This is a genomic window from Janthinobacterium sp. HH106, assembly GCF_001758725.1.
Lineage (GTDB): Bacteria > Pseudomonadota > Gammaproteobacteria > Burkholderiales > Burkholderiaceae_D > Janthinobacterium.
The window spans coordinates 75,463-94,145 of record NZ_LRIC01000012.1; the positions used below are offsets into that span (position 1 = coordinate 75,463).

Below are 18,683 nucleotides of genomic sequence, written 5' to 3' on the forward strand. Positions count from 1 at the left end.
CGGTCTATGAACGTTGTCATTCTCGCTGCCGGTATGGGCAAACGCATGCAGTCGGCACTGCCCAAGGTATTGCACCCGTTGGCGGGCAAGCCGCTGTTGTCGCACGTCATCGACACGGCGCGCGTCCTGGCGCCGTCCCGATTATGCGTGATTTACGGCCATGGGGGCGCAGCGGTGCTGAAGTTGCTGGACGGCTACAAGACCAAGCAAGACCTGGCGATCGACGCGGCGGAACAAACGCAGCAGCTGGGCACCGGTCATGCCGTTCAGCAAGCGGTGGCGTTGCTGGATGACAGCGTGCCCACCCTGATCCTGTACGGCGACGTGCCGCTGACCAGCGCCGCTTCCCTGCAGCAACTGGTGCAGGCGGCCGGCAAGGACAAGCTGGCCATTTTGACCGTGGAACAGGACGATCCCTTCGGCCTGGGCCGCATCGTGCGCGAGCACGGCGCCATCGTGCGCATCGTCGAGGAAAAAGATGCCACGCCAGACGAGCGCGCCATCCGCGAGATCAACAGCGGCATCATGGTCGCGCCCACCGTGCAGCTGAAGCAATGGCTGTCGGCCTTGTCGAATGACAATGCCCAAGGGGAATACTATCTGACCGATATCGTTGCCCAGGCCGTCGCCGACGGCGTGGCAGTCACCTCGGCCCACCCGGCGGCCGTGTGGGAAGTGGCGGGCGTCAACAGCAAGGTGCAGCTGGCCCAGCTGGAGCGCATCCACCAGAACAATATCGCGCAAGCCTTGCTCGAGCGCGGCGTGACCTTGCTGGACCCGGCCCGCATCGACGTGCGCGGCGAACTCATTTGCGGCCGCGATGTCACCATCGACGTCGGCTGCGTATTTGAAGGCCGCGTGGAACTGGGCGACGGCGTGCGCGTGGGCGCCAACAACGTCATCATCAATGCCACCGTGGCCGCCGGCGCGCACATCAAGCCCTTCTGTCATCTCGAGGATGCCGTCGTCGGCGCCGCTTCCATCATCGGCCCTTACGCGCGCCTGCGCCCGGGCACGGTTCTGGCGGAAGACGTGCACATCGGCAACTTCGTCGAAGTGAAAAACAGCCAGGTCGCCGCGCACAGCAAGGCCAACCACCTGGCCTACATCGGCGACGCCACCATCGGTTCGAAGGTCAACATCGGCGCCGGCACGATCACCTGCAACTATGATGGCGTGAACAAGTTCCGCACGGTGATTGAAGACGACGCCTTCATTGGCAGCGACAGCCAGCTGATCGCGCCCGTCACCGTCGGCAAGGGCGCCACCCTGGGCGCCGGCACGACCTTGTCGAAAGATGCGCCGGCCGGCAAGCTGACGGTCTCGCGCGCGCGGCAGGTGACCATCGACGGCTGGACGCGTCCCGTGAAAATCCCCAAGTAAGCGATATCGCCCTCACCCGGCATGACGCCGCCAGCCTGTCCGGGTTGGCGGCGTTTTTTTTCGCCTGTGGATAATCCTGTGGAAAGCTGGCTGGTAACCCGGGATAAGTCGCAGCTTTATTTCCATCAAGTATTTCTGCTGTATTTTGGTGTGTGGATAAACATGTGAACAAGCAGGCGGACAAGTGATGGATAAGCCCGGTATAAGCTGCGTATAAATGGTGAAAAACCTGTGGGAAAGATGGGATAAGTTATCTGGCGAAGTTTGGTGCCCCAGCAGACACGCTCGTCTCGCAGACGACGAAAGTAGCCTCAGATTTTTGCCTGCCCGGATTGTGGATAAGCTTGTGCGTAATTGGCGAATAAGTCATGAATAACTTATAAGTCATTGTATTGCAAGGATATTTAAGACAAATTTGTAAAGCCTTGCTGTGGGTAAAGCTGTGCAAAAGCCTGTGATTAAAGCGTGGGCAAACGCTGGATAAGCCGGGATAAGTTTTATCCGGGAACTGATGTCTATTTATTGAAAGGCCTCATGCGCGGCTGGATGGCGGCGGCCGTGGAAATCCGTGATGTTCATACTGTGGATAAACTTGTGCATAAGTGGGCAGAAAGGCTGGGATAAGCGGGGATAACTTCTCTGCCCGCCGGCTTCACACAGCGATGCGCGTCTCGAACTTGCTGCGAAACGTGGAAAAATAGCTTTTCACGTTGCGCACATTCGCGTGCGCGGCAAACAGGCGGTGCGCCAGCGCGTGGTAGGCGGGCATGTCGGCCACCTGCACCATCAGCACGAAGTCGGGCCCGGGCGAGACGCGGTAGCATTGCAGCACGGCGGGCTCGTCCGCCACGAGTTGCTCGAATTCGGCCATGCGTTCCGCTGCCTGCACGTCGAGCGTGATTTCCACGATGGCCGTCAGGCGCGCGCCCACCAGCTGCGGCGCGACGATGGCCACTTGCCGCTCGATGACGCCGCTTTCCCGCAAATGCTTGACCCGCCGCAAACATGTGGGCGCCGAGACGTGTACGGCTTGCGCCAGCTCGCTGTTGGTTTGCGACGCATCAATTTGCAAGGCATTCAGGATGCGACGATCGATTTCATCGAGGGTAATATTGTGCTCGCTCATGATTTTGATGAATTGGAAAATATATCGAGTATAAATGAAATAATATTTCACAGTGAAATAGTCATGAAATATTCGGTCAAAAATATACGGATTTAGAAAGCATATTTCACGCACTCTGCATTAGCATGCGTGCATTGATTAAATTTTAGACAGAGGTTTCCATGTGCGGCATCGTCGGCGCGGTAGCGCAACGTAATATCACTCCCATTCTGGTCGAAGGCTTGAAGCGCCTGGAATACCGTGGCTACGATTCCTGCGGCATCGCCCTGCATGCGGATGGCCGGCTGCAGCGTTCGCGTTCCACCGCGCGTGTGGCCGAGCTGGAAAAGCAGATCGCCGAAGAAGGCTTGAGCGGTTTTACGGGCATCGCCCACACGCGCTGGGCCACGCATGGCGCCCCGGTCTCCTTCAATGCCCACCCGCACTTTTCCCCAACGGAAGAGAACGCCCGCGTGGCGCTGGTGCATAACGGCATCATCGAAAACCATGACGAACTGCGCGCCGAACTGACGGCCCTCGGTTACGTCTTCCAGAGCCAGACGGACACGGAAGTGATCGCCCACCTGGTCGAGCACATGTATAACGGCGACCTGTTCGAGACCGTGCAGCAGGCTGTCAAACGCCTCGACGGCGCGTACGCGATCGCCGTGTTCTGCCGCGACGAACCGCACCGCGTGGTCGCCGCGCGCCAGGGCTCGCCCCTGATCGTCGGCCTGGGCAACGGTGAAAACTTCGTCGCGTCGGACGCCATGGCGCTGGCCGGCACGACGGACCAGATCATCTACCTGGAAGAAGGCGACGTGGTCGACCTGCAATTGTCGCGCTGCTGGATCGTCGACGTCGACGGCAAGCCCGTCGAGCGCGAAGTGAAAACCGTGCACGCCCACACGGGCGCGGCCGAGCTGGGCCCGTACCGCCACTACATGCAGAAGGAAATCTTCGAGCAGCCGCGCGCCATCGGCGACACGCTCGAAGGCGTGACGGGCATCATGCCGGAACTGTTCGGCGATGACGCGTATAAAATCTTCAAGCAGATCGACCGCGTGCTGATCCTCGCCTGCGGCACCAGCTCGTATGCGGGCATGACGGCCAAGTACTGGATCGAGTCGATCGCCAAGGTGCCCGTCAGCGTGGAAGTGGCCAGCGAATACCGCTACCGCGACAGCGTGCCGCATCCGAACACCCTGGTCGTGACCATTTCGCAAAGCGGCGAAACGGCCGACACCCTGGCCGCCCTGAAACATGCGCGCAGCCTGGGCATGCAGCACACCCTGACCATCTGCAACGTGGCCACCAGCGCCATGGTGCGCGAATGCGCGCTGGCCTACATCACGCGCGCCGGCGTGGAAGTGGGCGTGGCGTCGACCAAGGCGTTTACGACGCAGCTGGCCGGCCTGTTCCTGCTGACCCTGTGCCTGGCGCAAGTCAACGGTCACCTGTCCGAAGAGCAGGAAGCGGCGCACCTGAAAGCCATGCGCCACCTGCCCGTCGCCATCGCGTCCGTGCTGGCGCTCGAGCCGCAGATCATCGCCTGGTCCGAAGAATTCGCCCGCAAGGAAAACGCCCTCTTCCTGGGCCGCGGCATGCACTACCCGATCGCCCTGGAAGGCGCGTTAAAGCTGAAGGAAATCTCGTACATCCACGCCGAAGCGTATCCGGCAGGTGAACTGAAGCACGGCCCGCTGGCCCTGGTGACGAATGAAATGCCCGTCGTTACCATCGCGCCCAACGACGCCCTGATCGAAAAGCTCAAATCGAACATGCAGGAAGTACGCGCCCGCGGCGGCCAGCTGTACGTCTTCGCCGACGTGGACTCGCGCATCAGCTCCGGCGAAGGCCTGCACGTCATCCGCCTGCCCGAGCACTACGGCGATCTGTCGCCGATCCTGCACGTGGTCGCGCTGCAATTGCTGGCCTACCACACGGCGCTGGCGCGGGGCACGGATGTGGACAAGCCAAGGAATCTGGCAAAGTCGGTGACGGTGGAGTAAGCCTGGCGGGGGCCGCCCCGGGCCACCAGGAATAGAAAGAAAACGCCGCCTCCGGGTGGCGTTTTCTTTTAGTCTGGAAAAGCCATGCGCGTGACTTTTTTCTGCCGCCGCTGAATCCATTGTGCGAGAATGCCCATCCCCCTTCGATGGTGCGCATGATGACCAAACTCGCCGCAATCATGACTGGAATGACACTCGTGCTGGCAGCTTGCAAGCCCGCAGCCACGGCACCTGCGCACGACATTCCTGCGGCCATGCGCCAGACCGCGACCGCCCTGCTGCAGTCGCCATTGCTGCACGCGACCTCGATTGCTGTCGTGTATCGCGGCAAGGAATTCATGCTGCATCAAGGCGAGCTGGAGACTGGCAAAGCCAATCCGCCGAACGATACGACGCTGTATGAAATCGGCTCGGTCAGCAAGACTTTTGCCGGCCTGCTGCTGGCGAATGCCGTGCTCGACGGAAAGGCGGCGCTCGACGATCCCATACAAACGTACCTGCCGGCCGCCTACCCGAACCTGCAGTCGCAGGGGCAGCCCATACGCTTGCGCCATTTGGTCACGCACACGAGCAATATGCCGGGCATGCTGCCCTTGCAGGTGAACACGGTCCTGAAGGATTTCACGGCACATGCTACGCCGGCAAAGCTCAATGCCGCCTATGCCAACTACGGACAACGGCAATTCTGGCAGGACTTGCACACCGTCAGCATCAAGGGGCCGCTCGGCAAGGACTACGCCTATTCCAGCGCCGGTACCGAACTCGTGGCGCACACGCTCGAAACAATCTATGGCATGCCCTATGACGTCCTGCTCACGCAATGGCTCGCGCGCGAAGCGGGCATGCAGGATACCAGGCTGAGCATCACCGCCGCGGATGCCGGCCGGCTGGCGCCGGGCTACCACAGCGACAATCCCGTCATCACCACGCCGATGCCGCAACTGCCCTGGGGGGCGGCAGGCAACCTGAAGTCGACGATGCCGGACATGGCGAAATACCTGCGCCTGCAATTGAGCGCCCATCCTGCCGTCGTTGAATCGCACAAGCCTTTGGCGCGCTTTCAGGACGACTTCAGCATCGGCTATTTCTGGAACATCGGCAGCAATCGCCAGCTGGGCACGCATTATGTCCACCATGGCGGTGTGCCCCGTGCGCAAAGCTACGCCTACGTCGTTCCCAAATATCAGCTTGGCGTCTTCATCATCACCAATCAGAGCGGCGACGCTACGGCCGGCGCCATGGAAAGCGCGCTGGCGCATATGTTCGACACCGTGGAAGCCATGGAAGGCGCGCGGTAGCCGGCCCCAGTGAACACGCGCGCGTGCTTAGCTTCCCGGCGCAACGACAGGCTGGCGCGCCAGTGCGATGAAGGCGCGCACGTAGTCGATGGCGGTGTCCGTCTCGCGTGCGCCCAGGAAGATCTGCTTGGCGATGCCGCGCGCGCCCAGGCGCACGGGCACCACGTCCATCTTGGCCGCGTATTCCTCGACCAGCCAGCGCGGCAGGGCGGCTACGCCGCGGCCGCTGGCCACCATCTGCAGCATGATGTCGGTCGTTTCGATGGCTTTGTGGCGCTTGGGCGTGACACCGGCCGGCAAGAGGAATTGATTGTAAATATCCAGGCGCTCGATGTCGACGGGGTAGCTGATGAGCACTTCCTGCGTCAGTTGCCGGGGCTGCACATATGCCGCTGAAGCGAGTGCATGGCCCTTGGCCACGACGAGCACCTGCTCGTAGTCGAACACGGGTTCGAAGGCCAGCCCCGGCTTGTACAGCGGGTCGGGCGTGACCAGCAGGTCGATTTCGTAGCCGAACAGCGCGCCGATGCCGCCGAACTGGAACTTCTGCTTGACGTCCACATCCACGTCGGGCCAGGCGGTCAGATACGGCGACACCACTTTGAGCAGCCACTGGTAGCAAGGGTGGCATTCCATGCCGATGCGCAGCGCGCCGCGCTCGCCCTGCGCGAACTGGCCCAGGCGCTCTTCGGCCAGGTCCAGTTGCGGCAGTACCCGGTTCGCCACCGCCAGCAGATACTGGCCGGCCTGCGTCAGGCGCAAATTTCTCCCTTCGCGCAGCCAGACGTCGGTGCCCAGTTGCTGTTCCAGCTTCTTCATGCTGTGGCTCAGGGCCGACTGGGTCAGGTGCAGCACGCCTGCGGCGGCCGTCAACGAGCCCTGTTTTTCGACCTGCTGGACGATGCTGAGGTGGATGCGTTCAAGCATTGGAATGAGCCATATTCATGGATGTATGAAATATGACCATTATACTTCATCGATTTCCCCCGCTATCATCCACTTCCCTGTTGCCGGCGTTCTTCGCCTTCGCGCATCCATCCCTATGAAAGCAACCATGACACGTCCATTGCGTATAGTCGCCGTTTCCGGCGGGCTGCAACGCCCTTCCAAGGCGGCAGCCCTGGCCGAGCACCTGATGGACCTGATCGCCGACGAAGTGCTGTGCGAACAACGGCTGGTCGAACTGGGTCAGCTGGCACCGCAGCTGGCCGGCGCCGTCTGGCGCTCGCAGCTGCCCGAGACGGTGGAGCGGGAACTTGCGGCGGTCGAGCAAGCGGACATCGTGGTGGTGGCAACCCCGGTCTATCGCGGCGCCTACACGGGACTGTTCAAGCACTTCTTCGACTTCATTCACCAGGATGCCTTGATCGACAAGCCCGTTTTGCTGGCGGCCACCGGCGGCAGCGAGCGCCATGCCCTGATGATCGACCACCAGTTGCGGCCGCTGTTCAGTTTTTTCCAGGCACGCACCTTGCCGCTGGGCATCTATGCGACCGACAAGGATTTCCTCGACTACCGTCTGCAGGACGAGGCGCTGCTCCAGCGGGCCGCACTGGCGGTGCAACGGGCCTTGCCCGTGATCGCATTGACGCGCCATGCGAGACCTGCCACGACGCAAGAGCTGGCCGCAGCCTGAGACGCATCACCGCGGGTACCAAGCAAGCAACACATTCATCTTTTCGCAGAATTCAGGACAGCAGATCACCATGAGCAACGACTTTGTATTCAGCATTAAAAGCATTGTTTTCGATGAAAACTATCACCCATCGGACACTACGCGCCTGACGACCAACTTTGCCAATCTGGCCAGGGGAAAGAGCCGCCAGGAGAACTTGCGCAACACCCTGAAAATGATCGACAGCCGCTTCAACAGCCTGGCGCACTGGGACAACCCGAACGCTGACCGCTACTCGGTCGAGCTCGAAATCATTTCCGTCGAGCTGAATATCGATGTCAAAGGCGGCAATATCCCGTTGATCGAGATATTGAAGCCGAATATCCTGGATAAAAAAACCGGACAACGCATCGACGGCATTGCGGGGAATAACTTCTCCTCTTACGTGCGCGATTACGACTTCAGCGTGGTGCTGCCAGAGCACAACAATAATCAATCCGCATTCAGTGCACCCGATGATTTCGGCGATTTTCATGGCAAGCTGTTCAAGCACTTTGTCAGATCCGATGCTTATCAAGAGCGTTTCAGCAAGCCGCCGGTCATTTGCCTCAGCGCTTCGAGCAGCAAGACCTATCAGCGCACGGAAAACCAGCACCCCATCCTGGGCGTCGAGTATCAGCAAAACGAGTTCTCCTCGACGGATGCCTATTTCGAAAAAATGGGCATGCAGGTGCGCTATTTCATGCCGCCAAACAGCGCCGCGCCACTGGCTTTCTATTTTATCGGCGACCTGCTGGCCGACTACAGCAATCTTGAACTGATCGCCACCATCAGCACGATGGAAACCTTTCAAAAGATTTACCGGCCCGAAATTTACAACGCCAATGCCGCGGCGGGGAAATGCTATCAGCCCAGCCTGAAGAATCAGGATTATTCGTTGACGCAAATTGTCTATGACCGGGAAGAGCGCAGCCAGCTGGCTGTCAAGCAGGGCAAATATACGGAAGAGCACTTCATCAAGCCGTACAAGCATGTTCTTGAACAATGGGCTGCCGCCACGCTCGCTGATTAATCCCAATACACGAAATCACCATCATGAAAAAATTATTGCCTACTTCCACTGCCGGCAGCTTGCCCAAACCTTCCTGGCTGGCGCAGCCTGAAAAGCTGTGGTCGCCGTGGAAATTACAGGACGAGGAATTGATTGAGGGAAAACAGGATGCCTTGCGTTTGTCGCTGCAGGAACAGCAGCAGGCAGGCATCGATATCGTCAGTGATGGCGAGCAGACCCGCCAGCATTTTGTCACCACGTTTATCGAGCATCTGAGCGGCGTCGATTTCGACAAACGCGAGACCGTCCGCATTCGTGACCGCTACGATGCGAGCGTGCCGACCGTCGTGGGCGCCGTGAGCCGCACCAAGCCGGTGTTTGTGGACGACGCCAGATTTTTACGCCAGCAAACCACGCAGCCGATCAAATGGGCGCTTCCAGGTCCGATGACGATGATCGATACGCTGTATGACAGCCACTATAAAAGCCGCGAAAAACTGGCCTGGGAATTCGCCAAGATCCTCAATCAGGAAGCGCGGGAACTGGAGGCGGCCGGCGTCGACATCATCCAGTTTGACGAACCCGCCTTCAATGTGTTCTTCGATGAAGTGAACGATTGGGGCATCGCCACCCTGGAGCGGGCGATCGAAGGGCTCAAATGCGAAACGGCCGTGCATATTTGCTATGGTTACGGCATCAAGGCCAATACGGACTGGAAAAATACGCTGGGGTCCGAGTGGCGTCAATATGAGGAATCGTTCCCCAAGCTGCAGCAGTCGAATATCGACATCATCTCGCTGGAATGCCATAACTCGCGCGTGCCCATCGACCTGATTGAACTCATACGCGGCAAAAAAGTGATGGTCGGCGCCATCGACGTGGCCAGCAATACTATTGAAACGCCGGAAGAAGTGGCCAACACCCTGCGCAAGGCGCTGCGCTTTGTCGATGCTGACAAGCTCTACCCGAGCACCAACTGCGGCATGGCGCCCCTGGCGCGTGGCGTGGCAAGAGGCAAACTCAATGCGCTCAGCGCCGGTGCGGCAATCATCCGCGGAGAACTCGCCTAAGTAACCCCCAATAAATTATTGTGATTTCTGACTTCCATAACCGGCGCTCTGCGGCGTTGCCCGCTGCTAGCAGTGCTCGCACTGCGTCGCAGCGGGCGCCTTGCATAGCATCCGGTTCTGTTCGTCATAAATTCGCAATAATTTCCTGAGGATTACGTAGCAGGAGGTGAAATACGGTCCCGGTGCGTCTTCCGGGGCGACGCACCGATTCCTTTCCCGACATCCCCAATATGTTCGGGTATCCGATTGACCCGGCACGCGTCTACGCCAGCGTCAAGGTGTGCACCTGGCTGTTTTCGCAGTCGATATCGATCAGCCGGCCCGCGTCGTCGCACAGCAGGATGTGGCCGTCATTGACATGCACACGTGCCGCATCGCATTCGTCCAGCCGCAATTGGGCCAGGACGGTTCCCGTTCCGCCATCGGCCACCAGGCATTCCATGGGGCTGTCGTCGTCGAGGTGGCTGCGCACCATCAGCAAGCCTGCCGCCTGGGTCACCTCGGGAACCGAGGCAATCGCCTGCAACGGTAGCGTCAAGGGCGCAGTGGCGCCGCCGTGATGCACTTGCAGGTAGCGAGGCCCGTCATCCCCCATGATGCAGACCAGGGTGGGCGCATCGCGCGCGCTATGCGGCAGCAGCGCCAGCACTGGATCGCGTGGATGCGGGAAGCTGTCGCGCTGCAGCAGGCGGCGCGCGGGCAATTGATAGCGCCATTGCTGGATGCCTTCTGCCGTCGCCAGCAGCAAGGTCTGTACGCCAGGCTCTTCCTGGAAGGCGACCACCCGCCCTGGCAAGTCGGCCACTTGCCAGCTCACCGCCAACTGATCCTTGCTGCTGTCGATGGCGACGAGGCGGTTGTCGATCACCGCGTTCCAGATCAGGCCGTCATAGTTGTCGGCCCAGAAGCGCAGTGGCTGGATGATCCAGTCCGACACTTTGCGCGCGATCAAGTCGATGCGGCTGACGCGCCACATGCTGTCGCGCTGCACCAGCGCCAGCGCACGCTGGCCGCCGGCCGCCATCACCAGCCGCGTCGCCGGCACTGGGAACTGCGCCAGTTGCCGGCCATGCCGGTCGATGCGCACCACGCCGCCCTCGCCCAGCGCCAGCAGGTAATGGCCGTCCGGCAGGCGCCGGGCATCATGGATCGTCAACAGGCCGCGTTCGGCCAGATGCACCCGCAGCGGCTTGCGGCGCTTGCGCAGCTCCTGGGGCGGCACCATGGCAGGCAGGGTCAATGCCGACAGATCGGCCCGCAGGACGGCGCCGTCGGACAGTGACAGCAGCTTGGTCATTGCCTTCTTGTCGAATGCGATACGTTCGCCCATGCGGTCGGCCAGCAAGGGGTGCATGAGTTCCGCCGCCACGCGTCGGGTGGCGGGCGAATGCAGCGACAGCGCCAGCAATTCGGTGCCCAGGCACATGCGCTGCTGCGCGCCTTCGTCGCTGTCGTCGTCGAGCAGCTGCAGCACGGCCGCTTCGCTGTCGGCCAGGCTGGCTGGCAGCAAGGCCAGCTTTTTGAGGAGGGCACGCATGCCCAGCACGCCCCCCGTGCGCTCGCCTTCCAGCAGCCATGCCAGCGCCTTGTCCTGCTGCTCCGGCAATGGCCAGATGGCTTCCGCCGCTTCGCTCAGCTGGCCGCGCATGGCCAGATCCTCGGCCCATAGCAAGCGCATCTCCGGTGCCTGCGGACTCTTGCGCCGTTCCAGCAACTGGACCGCCGCGGCAAACGCTTGGCCGAGCCGGGCCAGCTTCACCGCCCGTTCGACGTCGCCTGCCATGCACCACAGGCGCACGGCGACTTCCGGCGCCAGCTCCATGGTTTCCGCCAGCTGCGCGGCTTGCTTGATGCGGCCCTTTTTCTCCAGATAGTCGACTGCCTCGCTACCGCACTTGAGCAGTTCCGCCAGCACGTAGGTGGCTTCGTCGATCTTGCCTTCACGATCGAGCCGCTCAAAGGTGGCGCGGTAGGTCGCGCGCAAGTATTGCTCCAGCTCGCCGCCGAGGCTGATCGAGCTGCTCGCCTGGCCGGGGCCGGAAATTTCCAGGCTGGTGCGCGGGCGCGGCGTGCCGAAGGCGGGACGGCGCGCTGGCGACAGGGTGTCGAGCGGGATCGCATGGCGCAGGGCTTCTTTCATGTCGCCCTGTTCCAGCAGCTGCATCATCTTGCGCAGATAAGCGGCCTGGCGCCAGCCGATCACCGTGGAGGCGCGCGTCATGATCGCCAGCCGGGTCGCCAGCGCGGCCAGGCGCTGCTGCAGCGCCGATGGCGGTCGCTGTTGCCGGCCGCTGTCCGCCTGCGCGGATGCGGCCTGCTTGCCGCCGCCGAACAGCTTGATCAAGCCCAGCGGTATGGCGCCCAGCAGGACGGCCGCCACGCCCGTCACCGCCAGCGCGATGCCGGCGCCGCGCCGCATGGCCTTGGCGCCGTGCTGCGCCTTGTCCATCTGGCGTAGAAACGCTTCGCGTTTGTCGCTGGGCGGTGCCAGCGCGCCTGCGAAGATGTCGCGCACGGGCAGCGTTTCCAGCAAGGCCGCAGTTGCCGCAGCCGCAGCGGCTGGCGGCGGGCGCAATGGCGCATGCAGGGGAATCGCGCGCAGATCGAGCCAGGCGGCCGGGTCGATACGCGGCGCCGCCGCAAGGCTGATCAGCTGCGCCTGCGCCGCGCGCACCAGCCAGATGCCGGACGGAGGCGTGACCGCCCGTTCGTCCGCCGCCAGTGGCGCGCTGCTGAGGATGCCCGCCTGTTCGCACAGCGGCAAGCCGTCCAGCGCGGCGCACTGGCCGTAGCGCGGCGTCGCCAGCAACAACAGGAAACCATCGTGCACCCGGTGCAGTCGCGCGCCCGGCGCCCAGTGCCGCAGCACGCGGCGGCGCACCTCGGCCTCGCCCAGCAGGGCCAGGTCGAACCACAGCGCATGCACCAGCTGCATGCCGTCATACAGGGGGCGGCGTATCTTATGACTCATCAATGTCTCGATCGCAGGAAATTTGCAACAGCGGCTGCTCGTCATCGATATGGCGCACGACGAGGGTGCTGCTCTTGGCCGTGATCCAGGCGATGCGCGCGCTGGCAGGATCCATGCTGGCTTGCTGTATCGCTTCGGGTGACGTGGCCAGCGTGTAGCGCAGATGGCCGACCCGCAATTCGATGCGGTAGCGGCCCGGATGCAGCACCACCAGGCCGGGCTTGGGGTGTTTTTCGCTGATGGCCACGCCCAGCACGGCGGCGTTGTCGTCGATGTCCATCGCTTCGCCCATGGCGTGGCTGCCGACCCACCAGCGGCTCGGGCCGGTTTTGAGCGCCAGCAGGTTGCCGCTGTGCCCGGCGTGCTCGCCTTTCAAGGCGCCATGCAGCAGCCTGCTGCCTTGTTGCGCGATCCGTTGCATCTTGTACGGGGTCGCATTCTGGCGATGCCAGTGATACAGCTGCACGCCGTCGCCATCGGCGCAGCCGATATACAGCGAGTCGCCCAGCTGGTCAGCGCCGATCACATTGTCGAGCACAGCCCGGAAGGAAACCGTGGACGCCACCTTGTGCGATGCCGCCGGAGCCGCCTGCCAGCAAACCAGCCGTCTTTTGGTATCGAGTACAACGACATGTTCGTAGCAATTGACGTTGTGGTTGGCCAGCAGATAGAACGTCTGCAACCATCGTCCCATGCCGGGCGGCGCATGGAATTGTTCCAGCGGCGGCCGGTCGCACATGATCGGTTTGCTGGAAAACAGGGGACCGGGAAAGTTGTGAAAACCCAGCGTGCCGCCGGCCGAGGTAATACAGGACAGCGCCGGCTTGAACACGCCGGCTGCCAGGATGGCGCCATGCTTCGGCGCGGAGATGATGCGCGGCTTGCCGGGTTTGACGGACGCCGACTGGGGCACGTGATAGACGATGGCGCCGCCATTGAGTTGCGGCGCGCACACGAGATTGCCGCCGCTGGCGAAGCGCGGCGCCTGTGCGCGTGACGGTTGGTGGCCGTGGTGATGGATCACGCCCGCTGGCGCGCGCGGCGCAAACGGTTTTCGCAGCAGGCGCACGCCTGTCGGCGCGTCGGGCAATTCCAGTTGCACCGTGCGGTAGTCATGCCGCTGCCGCAGGCTGACATTCAGATGGTTGCCGCAGAGGGCGCGGCGAATCGCCACCCGCTCACGCGCCTGCCTGGGCGCCTCGTCGGCAACGCCGATCAGCCAGCAGTCGGCCAGGTCGCCGCCAAGCCTGGTTTGCCACTGCTCGCGCGCGTTGGTGGGCGCTGCGTGCAGGGTGCGCGACTGGATCAGCTTGCGCAAGCCTTCTTTTTTCGTGTCTTCGGACAGGATACCGGGCAGCTGCCAGATGCCCCAGCTGAACCGGGCGCCAGCCTGCTGCGCGCGGCGCGCCAGCAGGATGAACAGCGCCAAATGTGCGAGACGCGGCTCGCCCAGCTGGGATGGCCCCGCGTCGAACAGCACCACGCTGTGCAGCGAGCGCTGGTGTACCGCCGGCTCGGGGCCGTTGAACAGCAGCTCGCCACTGGCGGCGCGGCGCAGGAATTCATCCGGCTCGGCATCGGCATACACCCATTGCGTCATCAGCAGGCGCTCGTACTGGCCGCGACGCACGATGTTGCCGATACCGGCCGGATCGGCACCGCGCTCCAGGGTGGCGGTACTGAGTTTGCCGACCAGCGGATGCAGGCGCAGCAGCAGTGCGCCGACGGCGGGCGCCAGGTCGGGCGGAAACAGCGTGAGCCATGGTGCCCACGGCTCGAGTGCGGTTGGCAGCGAGGTCATGCCAACTCCTGGGCCAGCCAGTCCAGCAAGGATGGTGTCAGTGTCTGGGCCGCAGCCAGCGGGAGCAGCAGCTCCGGCGCGGGCCACAGCAGTACCGGGCTGCTGCCGGCCCGTTCGATCAGATTGGTTTGCACCAGGTCTGCCGGCAGCGCCGGCTCCAGATGCGTGGGCGTCCACAGATTCGGGGCTTGCGGATGCGGGGCGCAGTAGCGCGCGCCGTCCACCCATGGCAATGCATCGTTCGCGCCCAGCAGCACCATCAGGTCACGCGTCGCCACCACCGACAAGGCCAGCAACTGGCTGGCAGTGCAGGTGCGCAGGCGCGCCAGCAGCACGGGGGCCAGCGTCGCTGGCGCCACCATGCCGGCCGGCGCCAGCGCGGTGACGCGCGTTTGCCATGCCATCACCGGCATCAGACTGTGCTCGCCGCGGCGATCAACTGCTGGCGGCGCTGCGCCAGTTGCTCGGGTAGTTGCGCGGCATCAAAGTTGGCGTCGATTTCGCGCAGCAGCGCTTCGATGCGCGGGCGGGTATCACCAGCGCCGCTGTTCGCCAATAGCAGGTCGGCGCTTTCGGCCAGGCGCGCCAGCCGCGCCATCGGCTGCTGGGCGGCCTGCTCGACCACCGCGTGCAGCAGTGGATGGCTGGCTTCCGCCAGCAGTTCGCGCAGGATTTCGCGCGCGCTGAGCTGGCCTGCCGCCGTCGGTATCACGTACAGCAGCGGCCACAGGTCGGCGCGGGTGGCCGCCTTGCGGCCGGCCAGCACGGCCGCCGCCGCGATCAGCTGCTGGGCCTTGACGATGCGGCGGTCCGACAGTTGTACCTGGGCCTGGCGCAGCAGGCGGATCGCCTGTGCCAGCGCCAGCCGCACGCCCTCCATGTCGACCTGCGGCACGGCCTGGTTCAGCACGTCGAGGCTGGACAGGTCGAGCATAGCCGTCACCTGGTGCTGGCCGGCAGCCCAACCGCCTGCCAGCAGATCCTCCAGACGGTTGTCGGGCACCGGCTCGACAAACACGTGTAGCAGGAAGCGGTCGGCGAACGCTGCCAGGCCCTCATCCTCGGGTAGCGCGTTGGCGGCGCCGACACAGACCCGCAGCGGGCACTCAATGCGCGTATGGCCGCGCCGGAACTGGCGTTCGTTCAGCAGTCCCAGCAAGGTATTGAGGATGGCGGTCGAGCCAAGGAAAACTTCGTCGAGGAAGGCGATTTCCGCTTCAGGCAGCATGCCGGCGATATCGGTTTCCACCTGGCCCACGCGCAGTTTGCTCAGGTTGACGGGGCCGAACAGCTCGGATGGCTCCGTGAAACGGCCCAGCAGATATTCGAAATACTGTCCGCCAAGGCTCTGCGCCACGCGCCGTACCACAGCGCTCTTCGCCGTGCCGGGGGGACCAATCACCAGCAAATGTTCCCTTGCCACGGCCGCCAGGATCATCAGTTCGGCCAGTTGTTCGCGATCGACCAGGCCTGCGGTGGCCTCACGAATGGCGGCTCGTAAATGCTGCGCGGCTTGATTCAAAGGCAATGTCATGGGTGCTCGCGTTGATATAGAGAATAATTTAATATTTTAACAAGAAGCTGATATGTTGTCTTGTGGAAATTTTTTGTAAACATCAAGACCATTGCGGTCCCCTGGCCGCCGCTTTTGCGGGCCGCCGGACGGGCATGATACGGGATGGAAATGGCGCCCTGCGGCCGCTGGCTGGCACGGGCTTGCTCTTGCCGCACGAAAATATCCGTCAGCGATCGCAGGAGTGCGCTAGTCTGTCGATGTTTGCCGTACAGTTCAGCAACTCCCGTACTACCCGTCGTTTCCGGCCCCCTGCAGAGGCATTTCACAGCCGCGCACGCCGGTGCGATGCCGTCTTGATACCACTTGTCTCACCTGGCCCATAGGACCGCATGATTTCATTCCGTACCCCCCACTGTTTGTCCGCGCGCCCGCGCTGGCGCGGCTGGCTGCTGCCGCTGCTATTGAGCCTGCTCCTGGCTTGTTCCTTATCCACACCTGCCGCCTGGGCGCAACCCGTCGATGACGCCGCCACGGCCGACCAGCGCCTCGACGGCTTGCGCAAGCAGATTACAACCATCCAGAAGGCGCTCGATGGCGAGGCGGAACTCGATGACGCGACCCTGTCGCAGATGCGCGCCGATGCGCTGGCGGCCAGCGCCGAGGCCGACAAGGTGGCCGATGCGCTCGTGCCTACGCTGTCGAGCGTGCAGGCGCGGCTGGCCGAGCTGGGCAAGCCGGCGGCGGGCACGAAAGACGCCCCCGACGTGGCGGCCCAGCGCAGCCAGCTGGACCGCACCAGCAGCGCGCTCGATGCGCAGGTGAAATTGGCGCGCTTGCTGGCCGTGGAAGCGACGCAGGCGTCGGAGCAAGTGTCGACGGTGCGCCGCGCGCAGTTGCAGGCGCGCCTGGGTGAACGCACGGCGTCGATACTGGCCGGCTCGTTCTGGAAGCAACTGCATGCGGAATTGCCGCAGAATCTGCAGCGCCTGCGGGCGCTGGAGGGGGAATTGACGAACGCGGCAAGCGCCACGCCGTGGTCGGCCTGGGGTGGCTTGCTGGCCGGCATCGTGGCCGTGTTCGGCGCCAGCGTCTGGGCTTCGCGCTATCTGTTGGTGATCACGGCCACGCGCGTGCCGCATGGCCGTTTGCGCCGTTCGCTGCATGCGCTGGCCGTGCTGGTGCTGGCGGCGGCCACGCCGGGCCTGGTGGCCGAATTGCTGGCCATGGGGCTGCGCTGGGATGGCGGTCTGTCCGAAAAAACCTCGACTTTCCTCAGCAGCTTGATCGGCATCATCTGTTTTGCCGGCTTTACGGCAGGGCTCGGCCACGCGCTGCTGTCGCCGCGCCGTGTATCGTGGCGCTTGCTGCCCCTGCCCGATGCGCTGGCGCACCGCATGCGCAATTTTCCATCGATGTTTTCCTTCATCGTCGTGCTCGTGTGGGCCACGGAACGGGTCACCATCGTCATCAATGCGGGTCTGTCGACGGCCGTGGCCGTCAACTGCATCGTCGCCCTGGTGATGAGCACGACCATCGCCTACGGCCTGATGCGCGCCGAGCGCTGCTGGCGCCAGTTGCGCGAGGCCGATCCCGCCACCCTGGTCACGCCGCTGTGGCTGCGCTGCGTCACGGTGCTGCTGTGGCTGGCGCTGGCATCGAGCGTCATCAGCTTGCTGGTCGGCTATGTGGCGTTCGGCAGTTTTATTGCCAAGCAAATCGCCTGGGTCATCGTGGTGCTGTGCAGCACCTATCTGCTGACGGTGCTGGTCGACGATATCTGCATGCTGCTGGCCTCGACCCCGCCGCCGCCGGACGCCGCCCATCCTGTGCTGGCCACGCCCAAGGCGCGCGACCAGGCGGCCGTGCTGCTGTCGGGCATCGGCCGCGCCATCGTCGTGCTGCTGGCCCTGATGCTGCTGCTGGCACCGTTTGGCGAAGGTCCGGGCGAGCTGTTCCAGCGCGTGGGCAAGCTGCAGGATGGCCTGGCCATCGGCGAGGTGGCGATCCGCCCGGCCGCCATGATCCAGGCGCTGCTGGTGCTGGTCGTCGGCTTTATCGCGCTGGGCCTGTTCAAGCGCTGGCTGCAAAACAGTTATTTGCCGACCACCAATCTCGATACGGGCATGCAAGTGTCGTTCATCACCCTGTTCGGCTACATCGGCGGCGTGCTGGCCGTGGCGCTGGCCCTGTCGGCGGCCGGCATCGGCCTGGAACGCATCGCCTGGGTGGCGTCGGCCTTGTCGGTGGGTATCGGTTTCGGCTTGCAGGCGGTGGTGCAGAACTTCGTTTCCGGCTTGATCCTGCTGGCCGAGCGCCCTGTGAAAGTGGGCGACTGGGTCTCGCTCGGCGGCGTGGAGGGCGATATCCGCCGCATCAATGTGCGCGCCACGGAAATTCAGCTGAGCGACCGTTCGACAGTGATCGTGCCGAACTCGGAATTCATTACCAAGACGGTGCGCAATGTCACGCTGGCCAATCCGCTGGGCCTGGTGCAAGTCAAGCTGCCGCTGCCGCTGGGCACGGATGCGCAGGAGGCGCGCGCGCTGATCCTGTCCGTCTTTGTCGACAATCCCGACGTGCTCGATACGCCGGCGCCCAGCGTGCAGCTCGATGGCATCGACAATGGCCTGTTGTTGTTCAACGCCACCGGCTTTGCCTCGTCGCCGCGCCTGACGTCGGGCATCCGCAGCGCGCTGCTGTTCGAACTGCTCAAGCGCCTGGACGATGCGCACATCGCGATCGCTAAGCCCAGCACGATGGTGCTGAGCACCTTGCCGGCGCAGCCCGAGGCGCCGGCCATGTCAGCGGTGGCCGCCGCACCGGCACCGGCGCCCGTGCCGCCGCTGACGAGCTAGCCGGAC

General features: G+C 63.3%; 13 protein-coding genes. 7 read left to right on the forward strand and 6 right to left on the reverse strand.

The features are described 5' to 3' along the window. The first annotated feature begins 6 nt into the window (after window positions 1–6). Window positions 7–1,383, forward strand: coding sequence for a bifunctional UDP-N-acetylglucosamine diphosphorylase/glucosamine-1-phosphate N-acetyltransferase GlmU (glmU, locus tag JAB8_RS06435; protein ID WP_070288914.1), 1,377 nt, complete (start codon window positions 7–9; stop codon window positions 1,381–1,383). 652 nt (window positions 1,384–2,035) lie between these two features. On the opposite strand, the gene JAB8_RS06440 is transcribed toward glmU, so the two are convergent. After that, entirely contained in the window at window positions 2,036–2,509 is a 474-nt protein-coding gene (locus tag JAB8_RS06440) for an Lrp/AsnC family transcriptional regulator (protein WP_070217697.1), read from the reverse strand. Between the two features lie 161 nt (window positions 2,510–2,670). Here JAB8_RS06440 and glmS point away from each other — a divergent pair, with 161 nt between their 5' ends. Then, the gene (glmS, locus tag JAB8_RS06445) at window positions 2,671–4,500 is read left to right on the forward strand and encodes a glutamine--fructose-6-phosphate transaminase (isomerizing) (protein WP_070288915.1); all 1,830 of its coding nucleotides are present in this window, start codon (window positions 2,671–2,673) and stop codon (window positions 4,498–4,500) included. A 179-nt stretch (window positions 4,501–4,679) separates the two neighbouring features. Beyond that, window positions 4,680–5,798, forward strand: a complete 1,119-nt coding sequence (locus JAB8_RS06450) for a serine hydrolase domain-containing protein (protein ID WP_217494202.1) — start codon at window positions 4,680–4,682, stop codon at window positions 5,796–5,798. A gap of 27 nt (window positions 5,799–5,825) precedes the next feature. On the opposite strand, the gene JAB8_RS06455 is transcribed toward JAB8_RS06450, so the two are convergent. Further along, a complete protein-coding gene (locus JAB8_RS06455) occupies window positions 5,826–6,725 on the reverse strand; it encodes a LysR family transcriptional regulator (RefSeq protein WP_070288916.1) in 900 nt (299 codons plus the stop codon). A gap of 127 nt (window positions 6,726–6,852) precedes the next feature. Here JAB8_RS06455 and msuE point away from each other — a divergent pair, with 127 nt between their 5' ends. From msuE to JAB8_RS06470, 3 genes are all read left to right on the forward strand, one after another. Next, window positions 6,853–7,434 carry an FMN reductase gene (gene msuE / locus JAB8_RS06460; protein ID WP_070288917.1) on the forward strand — a complete coding sequence of 194 codons (582 nt, stop codon included), beginning with the start codon at window positions 6,853–6,855 and terminating at the stop codon, window positions 7,432–7,434. A 70-nt stretch (window positions 7,435–7,504) separates the two neighbouring features. After that, entirely contained in the window at window positions 7,505–8,485 is a 981-nt protein-coding gene (locus JAB8_RS06465) for a DUF1852 domain-containing protein (RefSeq protein ID WP_070288918.1), read from the forward strand. Between the two features lie 23 nt (window positions 8,486–8,508). Further along, window positions 8,509–9,534, forward strand: coding sequence for a methionine synthase (locus JAB8_RS06470; RefSeq protein WP_070288919.1), 1,026 nt, complete (start codon window positions 8,509–8,511; stop codon window positions 9,532–9,534). A 262-nt stretch (window positions 9,535–9,796) separates the two neighbouring features. Here JAB8_RS06470 and JAB8_RS06475 read toward each other — a convergent pair whose 3' ends face one another. The 4 genes from JAB8_RS06475 to JAB8_RS06490 are packed head-to-tail and all read right to left on the reverse strand — an operon-like array spanning window position 9,797 to window position 15,840. Further along, window positions 9,797–12,505 carry a bpX6 domain-containing protein gene (locus JAB8_RS06475; RefSeq protein WP_139142962.1) on the reverse strand — a complete coding sequence of 903 codons (2,709 nt, stop codon included), beginning with the start codon at window positions 12,503–12,505 and terminating at the stop codon, window positions 9,797–9,799. Further along, window positions 12,495–14,306 (reverse strand): hypothetical protein, encoded by a 1,812-nt coding sequence (locus JAB8_RS06480; protein ID WP_070288921.1) that lies wholly within the window; start codon window positions 14,304–14,306, stop codon window positions 12,495–12,497. The genes JAB8_RS06475 and JAB8_RS06480 overlap by 11 nt, the downstream gene beginning before the upstream one ends. Beyond that, complete coding sequence (locus JAB8_RS06485; RefSeq protein ID WP_070288922.1) at window positions 14,303–14,719, reverse strand: hypothetical protein; 417 nt, start codon at window positions 14,717–14,719, stop codon at window positions 14,303–14,305. Before JAB8_RS06485 ends, JAB8_RS06480 begins: the two co-directional genes overlap by 4 nt. Then, window positions 14,719–15,840, reverse strand: a complete 1,122-nt coding sequence (locus tag JAB8_RS06490) for an AAA family ATPase (protein ID WP_070288923.1) — start codon at window positions 15,838–15,840, stop codon at window positions 14,719–14,721. Before JAB8_RS06490 ends, JAB8_RS06485 begins: the two co-directional genes overlap by 1 nt. A 371-nt stretch (window positions 15,841–16,211) precedes the next feature. On the opposite strand from JAB8_RS06490, the gene JAB8_RS06495 reads away from it, so the two are divergent. Beyond that, window positions 16,212–18,677 carry a DUF3772 domain-containing protein gene (locus JAB8_RS06495; protein ID WP_254679461.1) on the forward strand — a complete coding sequence of 822 codons (2,466 nt, stop codon included), beginning with the start codon at window positions 16,212–16,214 and terminating at the stop codon, window positions 18,675–18,677. Window positions 18,678–18,683 lie beyond the last annotated feature (6 nt).

Excerpts from the sequence above, each read along its gene's own strand:
- glmU (WP_070288914.1), top strand. The coding sequence starts at position 7 with ATGAACGTTGTCATTCTCGCTGCCGGTATGGGCAAACGCATGCAGTCG.
- JAB8_RS06440 (WP_070217697.1), bottom strand. The coding sequence starts at position 2,509 with ATGAGCGAGCACAATATTACCCTCGATGAAATCGATCGTCGCATCCTG.
- glmS (WP_070288915.1), top strand. The coding sequence starts at position 2,671 with ATGTGCGGCATCGTCGGCGCGGTAGCGCAACGTAATATCACTCCCATT.
- JAB8_RS06450 (WP_217494202.1), top strand. The coding sequence starts at position 4,680 with ATGACTGGAATGACACTCGTGCTGGCAGCTTGCAAGCCCGCAGCCACG.
- JAB8_RS06455 (WP_070288916.1), bottom strand. The coding sequence starts at position 6,725 with ATGCTTGAACGCATCCACCTCAGCATCGTCCAGCAGGTCGAAAAACAG.
- msuE (WP_070288917.1), top strand. The coding sequence starts at position 6,853 with ATGACACGTCCATTGCGTATAGTCGCCGTTTCCGGCGGGCTGCAACGC.
- JAB8_RS06465 (WP_070288918.1), top strand. The coding sequence starts at position 7,505 with ATGAGCAACGACTTTGTATTCAGCATTAAAAGCATTGTTTTCGATGAA.
- JAB8_RS06470 (WP_070288919.1), top strand. The coding sequence starts at position 8,509 with ATGAAAAAATTATTGCCTACTTCCACTGCCGGCAGCTTGCCCAAACCT.
- JAB8_RS06475 (WP_139142962.1), bottom strand. The coding sequence starts at position 12,505 with ATGAGTCATAAGATACGCCGCCCCCTGTATGACGGCATGCAGCTGGTG.
- JAB8_RS06480 (WP_070288921.1), bottom strand. The coding sequence starts at position 14,306 with ATGACCTCGCTGCCAACCGCACTCGAGCCGTGGGCACCATGGCTCACG.
- JAB8_RS06485 (WP_070288922.1), bottom strand. The coding sequence starts at position 14,719 with ATGCCGGTGATGGCATGGCAAACGCGCGTCACCGCGCTGGCGCCGGCC.
- JAB8_RS06490 (WP_070288923.1), bottom strand. The coding sequence starts at position 15,840 with ATGACATTGCCTTTGAATCAAGCCGCGCAGCATTTACGAGCCGCCATT.
- JAB8_RS06495 (WP_254679461.1), top strand. The coding sequence starts at position 16,212 with ATGATTTCATTCCGTACCCCCCACTGTTTGTCCGCGCGCCCGCGCTGG.